This is a genomic window from Pseudomonas sp. No.117 (genome assembly GCF_054558395.1).
Window position 1 is genome coordinate 162,959 of sequence record NZ_BAAJNP010000006.1, and the last position, 16,006, is coordinate 178,964.

At 65.9% G+C, this 16,006-nt stretch carries 16 protein-coding genes; 5 read left to right on the forward strand and 11 right to left on the reverse strand.

The annotated features are described in order from the left end of the window. Positions 1–77: 77 nt before the first annotated feature. Both argJ and secA read right to left on the reverse strand, forming a co-directional pair. Positions 78–1,295 carry a bifunctional glutamate N-acetyltransferase/amino-acid acetyltransferase ArgJ gene (gene argJ / locus ACYJP6_RS15845; RefSeq protein ID WP_459475988.1) on the reverse strand — a complete coding sequence of 406 codons (1,218 nt, stop codon included), beginning with the start codon at positions 1,293–1,295 and terminating at the stop codon, positions 78–80. A gap of 216 nt (positions 1,296–1,511) precedes the next feature. Then, positions 1,512–4,253 (reverse strand): preprotein translocase subunit SecA, encoded by a 2,742-nt coding sequence (secA, locus tag ACYJP6_RS15850; protein ID WP_459475989.1) that lies wholly within the window; start codon positions 4,251–4,253, stop codon positions 1,512–1,514. Between the two features lie 235 nt (positions 4,254–4,488). On the opposite strand from secA, the gene ACYJP6_RS15855 reads away from it, so the two are divergent. Continuing rightward, positions 4,489–4,965, forward strand: coding sequence for a DciA family protein (locus tag ACYJP6_RS15855; RefSeq protein ID WP_459475990.1), 477 nt, complete (start codon positions 4,489–4,491; stop codon positions 4,963–4,965). A 42-nt stretch (positions 4,966–5,007) separates the two neighbouring features. Here the strand turns inward: ACYJP6_RS15855 and ACYJP6_RS15860 are convergent, their stop codons facing one another. The 4 genes from ACYJP6_RS15860 to ACYJP6_RS15875 form a co-directional block, all read right to left on the reverse strand. Further along, positions 5,008–5,187 (reverse strand): hypothetical protein, encoded by a 180-nt coding sequence (locus ACYJP6_RS15860; RefSeq protein ID WP_459475991.1) that lies wholly within the window; start codon positions 5,185–5,187, stop codon positions 5,008–5,010. A 214-nt stretch (positions 5,188–5,401) separates the two neighbouring features. Then, entirely contained in the window at positions 5,402–6,394 is a 993-nt protein-coding gene (gene yjiA / locus ACYJP6_RS15865; RefSeq protein ID WP_459475992.1) for a GTPase, read from the reverse strand. A gap of 58 nt (positions 6,395–6,452) precedes the next feature. Next, a complete protein-coding gene (locus ACYJP6_RS15870; protein ID WP_007162682.1) occupies positions 6,453–6,656 on the reverse strand; it encodes a YbdD/YjiX family protein in 204 nt (67 codons plus the stop codon). Between the two features lie 11 nt (positions 6,657–6,667). Continuing rightward, entirely contained in the window at positions 6,668–8,725 is a 2,058-nt protein-coding gene (locus tag ACYJP6_RS15875; RefSeq protein WP_145007751.1) for a carbon starvation CstA family protein, read from the reverse strand. 165 nt (positions 8,726–8,890) lie between these two features. Between ACYJP6_RS15875 and ACYJP6_RS15880 the strand changes: the two genes are divergently transcribed. The 3 genes from ACYJP6_RS15880 (at position 8,891) to ACYJP6_RS15890 (ending at position 11,410) form a co-directional block, all read left to right on the forward strand. Further along, positions 8,891–10,264 carry a cache domain-containing protein gene (locus ACYJP6_RS15880; RefSeq protein WP_459475993.1) on the forward strand — a complete coding sequence of 458 codons (1,374 nt, stop codon included), beginning with the start codon at positions 8,891–8,893 and terminating at the stop codon, positions 10,262–10,264. Next, complete coding sequence (locus tag ACYJP6_RS15885) at positions 10,261–10,899, forward strand: response regulator (protein WP_459475994.1); 639 nt, start codon at positions 10,261–10,263, stop codon at positions 10,897–10,899. Before ACYJP6_RS15880 ends, ACYJP6_RS15885 begins: the two co-directional genes overlap by 4 nt. 145 nt (positions 10,900–11,044) lie before the next feature. Further along, entirely contained in the window at positions 11,045–11,410 is a 366-nt protein-coding gene (locus ACYJP6_RS15890; RefSeq protein ID WP_459475995.1) for a PilZ domain-containing protein, read from the forward strand. Between the two features lie 494 nt (positions 11,411–11,904). Here the strand turns inward: ACYJP6_RS15890 and ACYJP6_RS15895 are convergent, their stop codons facing one another. From ACYJP6_RS15895 to ACYJP6_RS15915, 5 genes are all read right to left on the reverse strand, one after another. Then, positions 11,905–12,615: a copper resistance protein B gene (locus ACYJP6_RS15895; protein ID WP_459475996.1), complete on the reverse strand. Its 711-nt coding sequence runs from the start codon at positions 12,613–12,615 to the stop codon at positions 11,905–11,907. A gap of 85 nt (positions 12,616–12,700) precedes the next feature. Further along, positions 12,701–14,062, reverse strand: a complete 1,362-nt coding sequence (gene radA / locus ACYJP6_RS15900) for a DNA repair protein RadA (protein WP_058760248.1) — start codon at positions 14,060–14,062, stop codon at positions 12,701–12,703. Positions 14,063–14,177: 115 nt separating this feature from the next. After that, complete coding sequence (locus ACYJP6_RS15905) at positions 14,178–14,447, reverse strand: hypothetical protein (RefSeq protein WP_459475997.1); 270 nt, start codon at positions 14,445–14,447, stop codon at positions 14,178–14,180. Between the two features lie 146 nt (positions 14,448–14,593). Then, positions 14,594–14,803: a hypothetical protein gene (locus tag ACYJP6_RS15910; protein ID WP_459475998.1), complete on the reverse strand. Its 210-nt coding sequence runs from the start codon at positions 14,801–14,803 to the stop codon at positions 14,594–14,596. Between the two features lie 95 nt (positions 14,804–14,898). Further along, on the reverse strand, positions 14,899–15,138 hold the full coding sequence (locus ACYJP6_RS15915) for a YdcH family protein (RefSeq protein ID WP_145007737.1): 240 nt from the start codon (positions 15,136–15,138) through the stop codon (positions 14,899–14,901). A 225-nt stretch (positions 15,139–15,363) separates the two neighbouring features. On the opposite strand from ACYJP6_RS15915, the gene mscL reads away from it, so the two are divergent. Then, a complete protein-coding gene (gene mscL / locus ACYJP6_RS15920; RefSeq protein ID WP_459475999.1) occupies positions 15,364–15,813 on the forward strand; it encodes a large-conductance mechanosensitive channel protein MscL in 450 nt (149 codons plus the stop codon). Positions 15,814–16,006: the final 193 nt, after the last annotated feature.

Here is a 16,006-nt window from a genome sequence, read left to right on the forward strand (position 1 = left end):
CGAAAGGGTGCAGCCCTCAGGGCCGCAGCAGGCGTGCGGGCTGGCCGCACGCCACAGCGCCGGTCAGGGACGGCCGGTCAGGTACGGTACTCGGCGTTGATCTTCACATAGTCGTGGGACAGGTCGGTGGTCCAGATGGTCTCCTGGTGGCTGCCGCGACCCAGCTCGATGCGGATCTCGATCTCCGCCTGGGCCATCACACGCGCGCCCTGCTCCTCGGTGTAGCTCGCTGCACGACCGCCCTGCTGGCAGATCTGTACCCCGCCGAGGAAGACGTCGATCAGGCTGACGTCCAGGTTGGGCACCCCGGCGCGGCCGACGGCGGCGAGGATACGACCCCAGTTGGGATCGGAGGCGAACAGGGCAGTCTTGATCAGCGGCGAATGGGCCACGGCGTAGCCGACGTCCAGGCACTCCTGGGCATTGCCGCCGCCGTTGACCTGCACGGTGACGAACTTGGTGGCACCCTCGCCGTCACGCACGATGGCCTGGGCCAGCTCGGCGAACACCGCGAACACCGCCTCGCGCAGCTGCGCGAAGGCTTCGCCGCTGGCCTGGGTGATCTCGGCCATGGCCGCCTGGCCGGTGGCCACCAGCATGCAGCAGTCGTTGGTGGAGGTGTCGCCGTCGATGGTGATGCGATTGAAGGAACGGTTGGCGGCGTCGGCCAGCAGATCCTGCAGCAGGCCCCGGGCGACCTTGGCGTCGGTGGCGACGTAACCGAGCATGGTGGCCATGTTCGGCTTGATCATACCGGCGCCCTTGCTGATGCCGGTCACGGTGACGGTCACCCCGTCCACCTGGAACTGGCGGCTGGCGCCCTTGGGCAGGGTATCGGTGGTCATGATGCCGCTGGCGGCAGCGGCCCAGTTGTCCTCGGCCAGGTCGGCCAGGGCGGCCGGCAGCGCAGCCTCGATCTTCTCCACCGGCAACGGCTCGCCGATCACGCCAGTGGAGAACGGCAGCACCGCCTCCTCGCCGACGCTGGCCAGGGTGGCGAGGGTCTTGGTGGTGCGCTCGGCGGCGGCCAGGCCGGGCTGGCCGGTACCGGCGTTGGCGTTACCGGTATTGGTCAGCAGGTAGCGCACCGGGCCGGCGAAACGCTGGCGGGCGATGATCACCGGCGCCGCGCAGAAGGCATTGAGGGTAAAGACCCCGGCCACGCTGGAGCCTTCGGCACAGCGCATCACCACCACGTCCTTGCGCCCGGGGCGCTTGATGCCGGCAGAGGCGATACCGAGTTCGAAACCGGGAACCGGGTGCAGCGTGGAGAGCGGACCGAGACCGACAGCCATGGGAAAACTCCAGTGAAAGAAAAGGAAACGCCGCGAGCGGAAGGACCGGTCGCGGCGTGAAAACCGAGATTCCCGCGCTCCTGAGGCAACGCGAAGAACCTGAAGCAGACAGCCTAGCGGGCGGAGTTTACAGCCTGACGTCGACGCTGCCGACGGGCTGCCGCCTGCTGCGGACTACCGCCGGCGCCTACGGCGACGGCTGGCAGCCCTGAACTGTTAGTCGAGCTTGCCGTGACACTGCTTGTACTTCTTGCCGGAGCCGCAGGGGCACGGCTCGTTGCGGCCGATCTTCTGGTCGTTGCGCTGGGGCTGCAGGGGCACCACGGTGTCCTCGCCCGCCTCTTCTCCGATCACCTCGGGGTCGACCAGCGACGGCGCTTCGGCGTGCTGGAACTGCATGCGCTCGGCCAGGGCCTCGGCCTCGCGACGCATGCGCTCCTCCTCCTCGGCCGGGTCCTCGCGGCGTACCTGGACATGGGACAGCACGCGGATGGTATCGCGCTTGATGCTGTCCAGCAGTTCCTGGAACAGGGTGAAGGACTCGCGCTTGTATTCCTGCTTGGGGTTCTTCTGCGCGTAGCCGCGCAGATGGATACCGTGGCGCAGGTGATCCATGGTGGTGAGGTGGTCCTTCCAGAGGTCGTCGACCACGCGCAGCAGCATCTGCTTCTCGAAGTTGCGCAGGGCCTCGCGACCGGCCATGTCTTCCTTTTCCATGTAGGCCGCTTCGAGCTGCTCGAGGATCTTCACCCGCAGGGTATCCTCGTACAGCTTGTCGTCCTCGTCCAGCCACTGGCCGATCGGCAGCTGCAGGCCGAAGACGCTGTAGATCTCGGCTTCCAGGCCGGGGATGTCCCACTGCTCGGGCAGCGATTGCGGCGGGATGTGCTCGTTGATCACCTGGGTCAGGGTTTCCTCGCGGAAGCCCTTGATGGTGTCGCCGACGTCTTCGTTGGCCAGCAGGGTGTCGCGCATGTGGTAGATCACCTTGCGCTGCTCGTTGGCCACGTCATCGTATTCCAGCAGCTGCTTGCGGATGTCGAAGTTGCGGCCTTCGACCTTGCGCTGCGCCTTTTCGATGGCGTTGGTGACCATGCGGTGCTCGATGGCCTCGCCGCCCTGCATGCCCAGGGCCTTCATGAAGTTCTTCACCCGGTCGGAGGCGAAGATACGCATCAGGCTGTCTTCCAGCGACAGGTAGAAGCGGCTGGAACCCGGGTCGCCCTGGCGACCGGCGCGACCGCGCAGCTGGTTGTCGATCCGGCGGGATTCGTGACGCTCGGAGGCGATCACGTGCAGGCCGCCGGCGTCGATGACCTGCTTGTGGCGCTCCTGCCAGGCGGCCTTGATCGCGGCGATCTGCTCCTCGGTGGGATTCTCCAGGGCCGCGACTTCCACTTCCCAGTTGCCGCCGAGCAGGATGTCGGTGCCGCGACCGGCCATGTTGGTGGCGATGGTCACGGCGCCCGGACGCCCGGCCTGGGCGATGATCTCGGCTTCGCGCTCGTGGTACTTGGCGTTGAGCACCTTGTGCTCGATGCCGGCCTGGGTCAGCAGCTGGTCGACGTACTCGGAGCTCTCGATGGAGGCGGTACCCACCAGCACCGGACGGCCTTCGGCTTGGCACTGCTTCACGTCCTCGATGATGGCCTGGTACTTCTCGGCCTGGGTCAGGTAGACCAGGTCGTTGAAGTCCTTCCGGGCGATGGCGCGATGGGTCGGGATGACCAGCACGTCGAGGTTGTAGATCTGGCGGAATTCGAAGGCCTCGGTGTCGGCGGTGCCGGTCATGCCACCGAGCTTGTTGTAGAGGCGGAAGTAGTTCTGGAAGGTGGTCGAGGCCAGGGTCTGGCTCTCGGGCTGGATCGGCAGTCCTTCCTTGGCCTCGATGGCCTGGTGCAGACCTTCGGACAGGCGCCGGCCCGGCATGGTGCGGCCGGTGTGCTCGTCGATCAGCAGCACCTGGTCCTGCTGGACGATGTACTCGACGTTGCGATGGAACAGGGTGTGAGCACGCAGACCGGCGAACACGTGGGTCAGGAGGCCCAGGTTGTGCGCCGAGTAGAGGCTCTCGCCCTCGGCCAGCAGGCCGGTGTCGGTGAGCATCTCCTCGATGAACTGGTGACCCAGCTCGGTGATCTCCACCTGGCGGGTCTTTTCATCGATGGTGTAGTGGCCGACCTGGGTGGGATTGCCTTCCTCTTCCTCGATGTGCCGTTGCAGGCGCGGGATCAGCAGGTTGATCTTCTGGTACAGCTCGGAGCTGTCCTCGGCCTGGCCGGAGATGATCAGCGGGGTCCGGGCTTCGTCGATGAGGATGGAGTCAACCTCGTCGACCACCGCGAAGTTCAGCTCGCGCTGGTACTTCTCGGCCATGCTGAAGGCCATGTTGTCGCGCAGGTAGTCGAAGCCGAATTCGTTGTTGGTGCCGTAGGTGATATCCGAGGCATAGGCGGCGCGTTTCTCTTCCGGCGGCTGGAACGGCAGGATGATGCCCACCGACAGGCCGAGGAATTCGTACAGCGGCCGCATCCAGTTGGCGTCGCGGCGGGCCAGGTAGTCGTTCACCGTGACCACGTGCACGCCCTTGCCGGACAGCGCATTGAGGTAGACCGGCAGGGTGCCCACCAGGGTCTTGCCCTCGCCGGTACGCATCTCGGCGATCTTGCCTTCGTGCAGCGCGGCGCCGCCGATCAGCTGGACATCGAAGTGGCGCATGCCCATGACGCGCTTGCCGGCCTCGCGGACCACCGCGAAGGCTTCGGACATCAGCACGTCGAGGGACTCGCCCTTGGCCACGCGCTGCTTGAATTCCTCGGTCTTGGCGCGCAGTTGCTCGTCGCTCAAGGAGGCAATCTGGGACTCCAACGCATTGGTGGCCGTGACGACCTTGCCTAAGCGTTTGACATCTCGTTCGTTCTTGCTTCCAAAGAATTTCTTCAACAAAGGCGCAAACATATCGACTGGAATTCTTCCGCTGGAATGAGGGGCGCGAAACGGGCGGCAAGGCCTCTGCAGAGCCTGACCAGACGCCTGGGCGCGGGGGTTGAAACCCGCGGTGTCCCGCAATGGTAATCGGGCATTCTACTCGGAAATGCCGATGAGGAAAGAACGACGGGGGTACCGGCCGCCAGGACGCCAGAGCGATCTGTTACCATCGGCGCCTCCCCTCCGCCCATCGCGAGTCCTGCGCATGGCCTTTCGCCCGCTCCCCGCCGTCGCTCCCGCTGCCCTGCTGCGCCAGGCCAAGCCGCTCAAGGGGCTGTTTCGCGAGGCCGAACGCCTGGGTCGGCTGCAGCAGTTGCTGGAAGAGCAGCTGCAGCCGGCCGCCCGCCCGCACTGCCGGGTCGCCAGCTGGCGGGACGGCACTCTGCTACTGGTGGTCAACGATGCCCATTGGGCGACGCGGCTGCGCTACCAGCAACGCCGCCTGCTGCGGCTGTTGCAACAGGCGCCGGAATTCGCCGGCCTCCTGCGTCTGCAATTCAAGATGCAGCCCAGCCCAGGCGTCGCCACCCGACCCAGACCGCCGCGCCAGGTCAGCCAGGTGGGCGCCGAGAGTCTCAGGGAAGTGGCTGCCGGTATCCGCGACCCAGGGCTCAAGGCGGCCCTGGAACGCCTGGCCAGCCGCACAGCGCCCAAGGCGCCTGCCGCGGACAGCGACGCCTAGGGCAAAAAACGCGGTTGGGGCGCGAGTTTTTCCTTCAACGGCCTAGGACCAGCCCACTAACAGCCGCCCGGCGATGCCGGCCAGACCGCCCAGACAGGAATAGGCAACCCGTCGCCACCAGCGTCGCGCGCGCGTCTCCTGGTGCGGCAACCAGAGCTCGACCAGCAACGAGCCCGGCATCATCAGGCCACCGGTGGCCAAGGCTTGCCATAGCAGCAGCATGCAGAGAGTCCTCGGTGAGGGATACTTCGTTCCGTGGCCTTAAGCCTCGTCAGGCGTTATTAACCCGGTATCCCTTAACACCGCCTTAACAGGGCAGCCACTGCGCTGGGGCGCCGCCTGAAGCCCTTGTCGAAGGCAGCCTGCAGTTTGTCCGCCTGGCCGCCCTGAGTATTCCTGCCCGTCCCGGAATACGTTGCTGGATGTCCAGCCCGCCTCAGGCGCGTGCCACCGCCCGCTCGAAGGCGGCGCGGATGCGCTCTTCCGGCAGGTCCATGCCGATCAGCACGACGCGACTTTCGCGCGCCTCGTCCGGCAGCCAGTCGCGCTCCCAGTCGGCGGCATAGATCTGCTGCACGCCCTGGAACAGCAGGCGGCGATCCTCGCCGGCGATGTTGAGCAGCCCCTTGTAGCGCAGCAGGTCGCAGCCGAGGGTATCGAGCAGCATCTCCATCACGCCGCTGATCTTGGCCTGGTCGAAGGGGCGCGGCTCGCGGATGGCGATGGACTGGATGCGTTCGGTGAGGCTGACGGCCTCCGCGACCGGCCGTAGCGGGCGGAACAGGGTCGGCGCTGCCAGGTCCTCGTCGTGCAGGTTGAAGCCGCGGATATCCAGCAATTCGGCCAGCTCGATGCGCCCATGGTCGACATGACGGATGGGGGCGCGGCGGTTGATGCGTTGCAGGCGATTTTCCAGCGCCTCGACGGCAGCCGGCTCGGCCAGGTCGAGCTTGGTCAGCAGCAGGCGATCGGCGAAGCCGATCTGCGCCTGCAGCAGCGGATCGCTCAACTGCTCGCTGGCATGGACGGCGTCCACGAGGGTCAGCACCCCGTCGAGCAGATAGCGTTCGCGCAGGAGGTCGTCGGTAAAGAAGGTCTGGGCCACCGGACCGGGATCGGCCAGGCCGGTGCACTCCACCACCAGGCGCTCGAAGTCCAGCTCACCGCTGTCCAGGCGCTCCAGCAGCACCGTCAGGGCGTAGGCGAGATCCTTGCTGCCGGTGCAGCAGACGCAGCCATTGGCGACCTTCATCAGCTGCACGGCGCCAGCGTCTTCGAGCAGTTCGCCGTCGACGTCCAGGGCGCTGAATTCGTTTTCGATCACGGCGATCTTCAGGCCGTGCTCGGCCTGCAGGATGTGCTTGAGCAGGGTGGTCTTGCCGGCGCCGAGGAAGCCGGTCAGAACGGTGACGGGAATGGGTTCGTTCATGGAAAACTCCAGACAGAAAGAGGCCGGGCATCGAGCCCGGCCTTGAAGCGATCCTGGGTCAGCAGCAGCGGATGGCGCCCGATTTGCCGCCACCGTAACGCGCTTCCTGGCGCTCACGGAAGAAGGCCTCGTAGCTCATCACCGGTTGATCCGGATGCTTGCCGCGCATGTGCTCGACGTAGGTGTCGTAGTCGGGCATGCCCACCAGCATCTTGGCGGCCTGCCCGAGGTATTTGCCCATGCGTCCCAGGTCATTGAACATGAGGATTCTCCTTAGACGCCCGCCGCCGGCTGGAAGGGGGTCTCGCGATCGCTGCGCTCGGGCTTGGCCAGGGCGGCGCGACCGACCTTGATGGAAAAGAACAGGATACTCATCACCACCACCAGGAACAGCACCGACAGGGTGGCGTTGGTGTAGGCGTTGAAGACGATGTGCTGCATCTGCTCCAGGCTCTTGGCCGGCGCGATCACCTGGCCTTGGGCCAGGGCGGTGTTGTACTTCTTGGCCAGGGCGAGGAAGCCGACCGCCGGATTGCTATCGAACAGCTTGATCAGGCTGGCGGTGGTGGTGCAGATCAGCAGCCACACGGCCGGCACCAGGGTGACCCAGACATAGCGCTGGCGCTTCATCTTGATCAGCACCACCGAGCCCAGCATCAAGGCGATACCAGCGAGCATCTGGTTGGAGATGCCGAACAGCGGCCAGAGGGTGTTGATGCCACCCAGCGGATCGACCACGCCCTGGTAGAGCAGCCAGCCCCAGAGGGCGACGCAACCAGCGGTGCCGATGACGTTGGCGGTCCAGGAGTCGGTTTTCTTGAGCGCCGGGACGAAGCTGCCCAGCAGGTCCTGCAGCATGAAGCGCCCGGCGCGGGTGCCGGCGTCCACCGCGGTGAGGATGAACAGCGCCTCGAACAGGATGGCGAAGTGGTACCAGAAGGCCATGGTGTTCTCGCCCGGCAGCACGTTGTGCATGATCTGGGCGATGCCCACCGCCAGGGTCGGCGCCCCCCCGGCACGGGCCAGGATGGTGTGCTCGCCGATCTCGGTGGCGGTGGCCTGCAGCATCTCGGGCGTCACCACGAAGCCCCAGGTGCTGATCTTGGCGGCCACCGAGACCACGTCGGCACCGACCACGGCGGCCGGGCTGTTCATGGCGAAGTAGACGCCCGGCTCGATCACCGAGGCGGCGACCATGGCCATGATGGCGACGAAGGACTCCATCAGCATGGCGCCATAGCCGATGTAGCGGGCGTGGGTCTCCTTGGCGATCAGCTTGGGCGTGGTGCCCGAACTGATCAGCGCATGGAAGCCGGACACCGCGCCACAGGCGATGGTGATGAACAGGAAGGGGAACAGGGTGCCCTTCCACACCGGCCCGGTGCCGTCGACGAACTGGGTCAGGGCCGGCATCTTCAGCATCGGCATGGTCACCAGGATGCCGATGGCCAGGGCGATGATGGTACCGATCTTGAGGAAGGTGGACAGGTAGTCACGCGGGGCCAGCACCAGCCAGACCGGCAGCACGGCGGCGACGAAGCCGTAGCCGATCAACATCCAGGTGATCTGCACGCCGGTGAAGGTGAAGGCCGGGCCCCACACCGGATCGGCGGCGACCACGCCACCGGCCCAGATGGAAGCCAGCAGCAGCACCACGCCGATCAGCGAGATCTCGCCGATGCGGCCGGGGCGGATGTATCTCATGTAGACGCCCATGAACATGGCGATCGGCAGGGTGGCGATCACCGTGAACATGCCCCAGGGGCTCTCGGCCAGGGCCTTGACCACGATCAGCGCCAGCACGGCGAGGATGATGATCATGATCAGGAAGCAGCCGAACAGGGCGATGGTGCCGGGGATGCGGCCCATCTCCTCGCGCACCATGTCGCCCAGGGAGCGGCCGTTGCGGCGGGTGGAGAGGAACAGCACCATGAAGTCCTGCACCGCGCCGGCGAAGACCACCCCGGCGATCAGCCAGAGGGTGCCGGGCAGGTAGCCCATCTGGGCGGCGAGCACCGGGCCCACCAGCGGACCGGCGCCGGCGATGGCGGCGAAGTGGTGGCCGAAGAGGATGTGCTTGTTGGTGGGCACGTAGTCCAGGCCGTCGTTGTTGAGCACGGCGGGCGTGGCGCGTTTGGCGTCGAGCCCCATCACCTTGGTGGCGATGAACAGGCTGTAGTAGCGGTAGGCAACGAGGTAGATCGCCACGGCGGCGACCACGATCCAGAGGGCATTGATCGCTTCGCCTCGACTCAGCGCCACGGTACCCAGCGCGAAGGCGCCCAGTACGGCAACGGCGAACCAGGCAAGATGGCTGGCCATTCGGGTCATTCTTGTTCTCCTGCCGCGCACCGGTGGCCGCGGCGATACTTGTTATTGTGAGAGCCCACTGCGGAGCCATACTACTATCGGCGGCGCGACGCGACAGCGAAATTCGCAGAACTACCCAAGGCCCGCTACGTAGTTCTACGTAGCGGGCAGCCCGGACAGGTGCCGATGCAGCTCAAATACAAGATGGTCGCCCTCGGACTGCTACCCCTGCTGCTGGCGGTGGCGGCGGTCTGCCTGGTGGTGCTGGAACAGAGCCAGCGCCTCGGCGAGCAGCAGGCGCACCTGCTCGAACACAGCATCCTCGGCAGCAAGAAGACCGAGCTGCGCAACTATGTGGAGATGGGCGTCAGCGCCATCCAGCCGCTGTACGGCAGTGGCCGCGACGACGAGGAGACCAAGGCCAGGGTGCTGGCGCTGCTGGCCAGCCTGAACTTCGGCAGCGACGGCTACTTCTTCGTCTACGACCAGCACGGGCGCAACCTCATGCACCCGCGCCAGCCGGAACTGGTCGGCCAGGACCTCTGGCAACTGACCGACGGCAACGGCCTGCTGGTGATCCAGGCGCTGCTGCACAGCGCCAGCCAGGGCGATGGCTTCCAGCGCTACGGCTGGCAGAAGCCCTCCAGCGGCCAAATGGCGGAAAAGCTCGCCTACGTGACCCAGCTGCGGCGCTGGGGCTGGGTACTGGGCACCGGGCTCTACCTGGACGACGTGGACGCCGCGCTCGCCCAGGTACGCCATGACGTGGGCGCCGGGATCCGCACCACCCTGCTGGCCAGCGCCGGGGTGGCGCTGGTAGCGGTGCTGCTGGTGTTCGCCGGCGGGCTGACGCTCAACGTCAGCGAGCATCGCCTGGCCGACCGCAAGCTCAAGCAACTGACCCAGAGACTCATCACCTCCCAGGAGGAAGAACGCTCGCGGTTGTCGCGGGAACTGCACGACGGCATCAGCCAACTGCTGGTTTCCATCAAGTTCCAGTTCGAACTGGCCAACCGCGAACTGGGCGCGGGCAAGGCCAGCGCTGGCGAGACATTGCGCGAAGGAACCCAGCGCCTAGCCGCCGCCATCGGCGAGATCCGGCGCATCTCCCACGACCTGCACCCCTCGCTGCTGGACACCCTCGGCCTGCCCGCCGCGCTGGGCCAGCTGGTGGAAGAGTTCCGCCAGCGCAGTGGGCTGGCCGTGGACTACCGGCAGGGCCTGGAAGACAGTCCGGCGGGCGGCGAGCTGGACGTCGCCCTGTTTCGCATCGTCCAGGAGGCCCTGACCAACATCGAGCGCCATGCTGCCGCCCAGCACGTGACCCTCGACCTGCAACGGCGCGGCCGCTGGATCTGCCTGGCCGTGCACGATGACGGCCGCGGCTTCGACACCAGCCAGGTGGACCGTCTCAGTGGCGGGATCGGCCTGCGCAATATCCGCGAGCGAGTGGAGTTGTTCGGCGGCCGGTGCGCCATCCAGTCCGGCCCTGGCGGCACGACCCTGGACGTGGTTCTGCTACGCTCCGACCTCCCCGCCGACGAGGAAAGCCCGACATGACGCCGATCCGCATCGTCCTGGTCGACGACCATGCCCTGGTCCGCGCCGGGGTCCGGGCCTTGCTCGGCACCATCGAGCGCTTCGCGGTGGTCGGCGAGGCCAGCAGTGGCGAGGAAGCCCTCGACCTGCTGGAGCCCCTGGATCCGGACATCCTGCTGGTGGATATCGGCCTCAAGGACATGAACGGCCTGGAGCTGACCGCCCAGATCACCGCCCGCGCCCCACGCGCCCGGGTGCTGATCCTGAGCATGTACGACAACCGCGAGTACGTCAGCACCTCGCTGCGGGTTGGCGCAGCCGGCTATGTGCTCAAGGACGCCCCTTCCGAAGAGATCATCGCCGCCGTCGAGGCCCTGGCGGTGGGTGGGCGCTTCTACAGCCAGGCCATCGCGGCCCGCCTGGGTGAAGGCGGCGCCAGTGAGCAGGATCTCACCCCGCGCGAGCGCCAGGTACTGCTGCTCATGGCCCAGGGGCTCAACAACAAGGCCATGGCCCAGCAGCTGCAGCTCAGCGTGCGCACGGTGGAAACCCATCGCCTGAGCATCCGCCGCAAGCTGGACATCCAGAAGCCGGCCGATCTGGTCCGGCACGCGCGGGAATACGGTTGGCGCGCCGAAGACGGGGTCCGCCGCTGACGCCAGGCCATTGCTCGCGTCCAGGTGACCGACGAGCCGTCTCGCTCTGGCCCCCTGGCGCCAGGCCGGCTACCCTCGCGCGGGAAGTCGATACGAGGCGACGGCTGTCGTCTACAGTGATCAGGAAACCTCAGGAAGCCAGTCCATGAACGACACCACCGAGCGTCGCCGCTTTACCCGCTTCACCTTCGATGCACCCGCGCAGTTGCACCAGGGTGAACGCCAGTGGGCCGCCCCAGTGGATGACATCTCGCTCAAGGGCGTGCTGCTGGCCCGCCCCGCCGACTGGACGGCGCAACCGAGCGCGACCTATCAGCTGCACATCCTGCTCAACGACGAGACCCAGGTGGCCATGGACGTGGAGCTGGTACGAGAAACCCCGGCCCAGCTGGCCTTCGCCTGCCGGCAGATCGATCTGGACTCCATCAGTCATCTGCGCCGCCTGGTGGAGTTAAACCTCGGCGACGAGATGCTGCTGGAGCGCGAACTGGCGGCCTTGGGCGCGCGGTAGGCAAGGCATGAGGAGGTTGGGTTGAGCGAAAGCGAAGCCCAACGGTGCCTGGGATTCAAGGTTGCCCTGTTGGGCTTCGACGATGGAGCCGTCTCAACCCAACCTACACCAGGGGCCGGCACCCGTAGGTTGGGTTGAGCGTTAGCGAAGCCCAACGGCGCCTGGGATTCAAGGGTGCCCTGTTGGGCTTCGACGATGGAACCGTCTCGACCCAACCTACACCAGGGGCCGGCACCCGTAGGTTGGATTGAGCGTTAGCGAAGCCCAACGGCGCCCGGGGTTCAAGGTTGCCCTGTTGGGCTTCGACGATGGAGCCGTCTCAACCCAACCTACACCAGGGGCCGGCACCCGTAGGTTGGGTTGAGCGAAAGCGAAGCCCAACGGTACCTGGGATTCAAGGTTGCCCTGTTGGGCTTCGATGATGGAGCCGTCTCAACCCAACCTACGGTGATCGTAAGTCAGGTTGAGCGCAGCTAAGCCCAACGTTCCCGGACTCAGAATTCCAGATGCAGACCTACCACCAGGCGGGCGTCGTGGGTGTCTTCGCCCTCTTCCCGTGCCATGGCGGCCGTGTTGCCGTGGGTGGCGTTCCAGGAAACGCCGACATAGGGCGCGACCTCGGGCGTCACCTGGTACCTCAGCCGTAGGCCGGCTTCGCTCTCGGCGAAGCCGGCACCCTGGCCGCGGGCCTCGTCGTTGCGGCCGTAGAAATTGAGTTCGGTATGCGGCTGGAGGATCAGCCGCTGGGTCAGCGACCAGTCGTATTCGGCCTCGAGACGCAGCGCGGTCTGGTTGTTCTCGCCAAAGAAGGCGGTGATCTCGACGTCGAGGTCCTCGGGATCGTGCTCCTGGATGCCCAGGGCCGCCCAGGTCTGTGGCGAGCCTGGCTTGAAGTCCTGGCGGATACCGGCGACGGTGCCCCAGCCCTTGGTCAGCACATGTCCCCAGAGCGCCTGCGCCTCGGCCTGCTCGGTGTGGCCATTGGTGCGCTCACCCTGGCTGCGGAAATCCAGCCGATTGGCGCCCCCGCCGAAGGCCCAGCCTTCCAGGTCCCAATTGAAGACGCTGCCCTCGTCGGCATGCTGCCATTCCAGCTGGTCCACTTCCAGGCTGGCCGGGGCGGCAGCATTGGGATCGGCCGCCTGGGCGAGAGCACAGGTGGCAAGACCGGCGAACAATAGGGAGAGCGGGAGCAGACGAGACATGGCGGTTATCCGGGATCATGGAAGCGCCCGATAGACCACCCTGCCCCGCCAAGAGTTTTAAAAAATATTACGAAAGCGGGGCAGGCTATTCGAACAGCGCATCCAGGGCCTGCTCCAGACGGGTCACCGCCACCACCTGCAGACCGGGCGGCGGATCCTTGGGCGCATTGCCCTTGGGCACGATGGCACGCTTGAAGCCATGCTTGGCGGCCTCCTTCAGGCGCTCCTGACCGCTCGGCACCGGGCGGATTTCGCCGGACAGGCCGATCTCGCCGAATACCAGCAGGTCGTGCGGCAGGGCGCGGTCCCTCAGGCTGGAGATCACCGCGGACATCAGCGCCAGATCCACCGCCGTCTCCAGCACCTTGACCCCGCCGACCACGTTGATGAAGACGTCCTGGTCGTAGGTGGGAATGCTGCCGTGGCGGTGCAGCACCGCCAGGAGCATGGCCAGGCGATTCTGGTCGAGACCGACGGTGACCCGCCGTGGATTGGCCAGGTGACTGGTGTCGACCAGCGCCTGGACCTCGACCAGCATGGGCCGCGAGCCCTCCCAGGTGGCCATGACCACGCTGCCGGCCACTGCCTCCTGGGCGCGATTGAGAAAGATCGCCGAAGGGTTGGAGACCTCCTTGAGGCCCTTGTCGGTCATGCCGAACACGCCCAGTTCGTTGACCGCGCCAAAGCGGTTCTTCACCGCCCGCAGCATGCGCAGGCGGCCGTCGGATTCGCCCTCGAAATAGAGCACGGTGTCGACCATGTGCTCCAGCACTCGCGGTCCGGCCAAGGCGCCTTCCTTGGTGACATGGCCGACCAGGAAGATGGCGGTGCCGGTCTGCTTGGCGAAGCGCACCAGCAGCGCCGCGCTCTCGCGCACCTGGGCCACGCCGCCGGGGGCGGATTGCAGCTGCTCGGTGAAGATGGTCTGGATGGAGTCGATCACCATGACCCGCGGCTTTTCCTGGCGCGCGGTGGCGACGATGGTCTCGATGCAGGTCTCGGTCATCACCTTGAGCTTGTCTTCCGGCAGGCCCAGGCGGCGCGCGCGCATGGCCACCTGCTGCTGGGATTCCTCACCGGTGACATAGAGCGCCGGCATGCGCGCGGCCAGGTGGCAGAGGGTCTGCAGCAGGATGGTGGACTTGCCGATCCCGGGATCGCCGCCGATCAGCACCACGGAGCCGTCCACCAGGCCACCACCGAGGACGCGATCGAGCTCGGTGGAATCGGTGGTGAAGCGCGGGGTTTCCTCGACGCTGACCTCGGCCAGGGTCTTGATGGTCGCCTGCTGACCGGCCCAGCCGGCCCGCCCGGAGGGCACCGCGGAGGTCTCGACCACCGTTTCCACCAGGGTGTTCCAAGCGCCGCACTCGCCGCACTGGCCTGCCCACTTGGGAAAGGTGGCGCCGCATTCGGTGCAGCCGTAGAGACGCTTGGCCTTGGCCATGGTGGAATTCTCCAGTCGAGAAGGAAAGGCGTTCAGCATACCACGACTGGATGCATAGACAGTAAAAAGGCGCGATCCCTGGGGAGCGCGCCTCTCTGGCCTGCCGGCTGGAGGACTAGTTGCCCTCGCCACCCGGCTGACGCAGCATGGTCAGCGCCTGGTTGGCCTGAGCGATGCACTTCTTCTCGTCACCGGCCTTCTGGGCGGCCATGGCGTTCTTGCGGAATTCGGCGATCTGGTTGGCCTGGGAGCTGCCCGGACCGATCATGTTGGTCTTCATCTTGCTGGCGTCATCCAGCTTCTGCAGCTGGACCGCACAGAGATCCTTGGCGAACACGGGGGCGGCGGCGAACATCATCAGGGCGATCAGGGCGGTACGCTTCATGGGGACATCCTCGTTGGGAGGGCCGGGTAGGCCGGATTAACCTCGCTCACCCCGCGAAACTCGTCTGGGGTAACCCATTGACCGTCTGTCAGCGCCGGACGTTCAGCGTGATGTCACCAAGATTCGCGCGACCTGGCGACGCCGGGTCAGTGCTTGAGCAGCGAGACGTCCGCGAAGCCTCGCTGCAGCCAGCTGGGCAGCAGCTGTTGCCAGCGTTCCTCTTCCAGCTGCTGCAACTCGGCCAGCAACCTGCTGTATTCCGCGAACTCCCGTTGCACGAGACGGCGCTGTTCTTCTACGGCCGCTTCGGTGATCCACAGGTGCCACTGTTGGTACATCGCTACTTCGTTGGTCATCGGCTCCTCTCCAAAGGAAGCCATGATGGCAACGCCAGCGGCCCTTGCCAATCGCGATAAGCGAGGCTCGACGACCGGCGCCGAGCCGACGGTTTCTAGGACGGGTATTTCAGCTGCTGGGCGATTTTGTCCTTGAGCAGCACCCGCTCCCGGCGTAGGCGGCCCAGCTCTTCATCGCCACTGGATTCCTCCACCGCTTCCAGATCGAGGATCTGCTGGTCGAGCTGCTGGTAGTCCTCCAGCAGCTTGGCGAAGGCCGGATCGGACTGCGGACGGCTGTCGAGCTGCTCGGCGTATTCGGGAAAGTCTTTGTGCAGGTCGTGTTTGGCAACCATCGAAGGCTCCTGGGTTCGGAATGTCGGGTTCGCGAGGGCCCTTGCCCTCGTCGTACAAGGGTGGACCCAAGCCCTTCGCCAAAGTGCGACAGCCGCGACCAGCTGCCGACCGCCAGGGGATTTGCCACGTCTGGGGAACCTGGAGACCGTTAGCAAGGTTCCAAAGCCGAACGAAGCGGTCAAAATCGGCTATCGTCTCTTCGAAATCAATCAAAGGAGTGCAGCATGAGTATTCTCGCCGAGTTCAAGAAGTTCGCCATGAGAGGCAACGTGGTCGACCTGGCGGTCGGCATCATCCTGGGCGCCGCCTTCGGCAAGATAGTGTCGTCCTTCGTGGCCGACATCATCACGCCGCCGCTGGGCCTGTTGCTGGGCGGCGTGGACTTCTCGCAGTTGGCGATCACATTGCGGGCAGCCGTGGGCGACCAGCCGGCGGTGGTGATGTCCTATGGCAAGTTCCTGCAGACCATCTTCGACTTCGTGATCATCGCCTTCGCCATCTTCATGGCGATCAAGGTGCTCAATCGCCTGCGCCTGCACCAGGACGCCGCGCCTTCCGGCCCGACCAAGGACCAGGTGCTGCTGACCGAAATCCGCGACCTGCTGAAGGAACAGAACAGCCAGCCGACCGCGGCTCCCGTGGTGAAGCAGGACCCGCCGATCAACCCGCTGTAAGCCTTTCAAAGGCGGCTGCGCGTCAGCCAACCGGCGTTGAACAGCCCCTGGGTCGCCAGCCTCGCCTGGGCGTCCCCGCCGGGATGCTCAGTTACCCGTCTTGAACCAGAGCGCGGATCCGATCTTCTTCCGCAGGGCTTTTCGCAGAGCCACCTAGGCCTTGTTCGGCTCTGGCTCGGCGCCGTTGAATAGG

Coding starts and splice junctions, on each gene's coding strand:
- argJ (WP_459475988.1), bottom strand. CDS start 1,295: ATGGCTGTCGGTCTCGGTCCGCTCTCCACGCTGCACCCGGTTCCCGGT.
- radA (WP_058760248.1), bottom strand. CDS start 14,062: ATGGCCAAGGCCAAGCGTCTCTACGGCTGCACCGAATGCGGCGCCACC.
- ACYJP6_RS15915 (WP_145007737.1), bottom strand. CDS start 15,138: ATGGTTGCCAAACACGACCTGCACAAAGACTTTCCCGAATACGCCGAG.
- ACYJP6_RS15890 (WP_459475995.1), top strand. CDS start 11,045: ATGAACGACACCACCGAGCGTCGCCGCTTTACCCGCTTCACCTTCGAT.
- ACYJP6_RS15870 (WP_007162682.1), bottom strand. CDS start 6,656: ATGTTCAATGACCTGGGACGCATGGGCAAATACCTCGGGCAGGCCGCC.
- ACYJP6_RS15855 (WP_459475990.1), top strand. CDS start 4,489: ATGGCCTTTCGCCCGCTCCCCGCCGTCGCTCCCGCTGCCCTGCTGCGC.
- ACYJP6_RS15910 (WP_459475998.1), bottom strand. CDS start 14,803: ATGACCAACGAAGTAGCGATGTACCAACAGTGGCACCTGTGGATCACC.
- ACYJP6_RS15885 (WP_459475994.1), top strand. CDS start 10,261: ATGACGCCGATCCGCATCGTCCTGGTCGACGACCATGCCCTGGTCCGC.
- ACYJP6_RS15905 (WP_459475997.1), bottom strand. CDS start 14,447: ATGAAGCGTACCGCCCTGATCGCCCTGATGATGTTCGCCGCCGCCCCC.
- ACYJP6_RS15880 (WP_459475993.1), top strand. CDS start 8,891: ATGCAGCTCAAATACAAGATGGTCGCCCTCGGACTGCTACCCCTGCTG.
- yjiA (WP_459475992.1), bottom strand. CDS start 6,394: ATGAACGAACCCATTCCCGTCACCGTTCTGACCGGCTTCCTCGGCGCC.
- ACYJP6_RS15860 (WP_459475991.1), bottom strand. CDS start 5,187: ATGCTGCTGCTATGGCAAGCCTTGGCCACCGGTGGCCTGATGATGCCG.
- ACYJP6_RS15895 (WP_459475996.1), bottom strand. CDS start 12,615: ATGTCTCGTCTGCTCCCGCTCTCCCTATTGTTCGCCGGTCTTGCCACC.
- ACYJP6_RS15875 (WP_145007751.1), bottom strand. CDS start 8,725: ATGACCCGAATGGCCAGCCATCTTGCCTGGTTCGCCGTTGCCGTACTG.
- mscL (WP_459475999.1), top strand. CDS start 15,364: ATGAGTATTCTCGCCGAGTTCAAGAAGTTCGCCATGAGAGGCAACGTG.
- secA (WP_459475989.1), bottom strand. CDS start 4,253: ATGTTTGCGCCTTTGTTGAAGAAATTCTTTGGAAGCAAGAACGAACGA.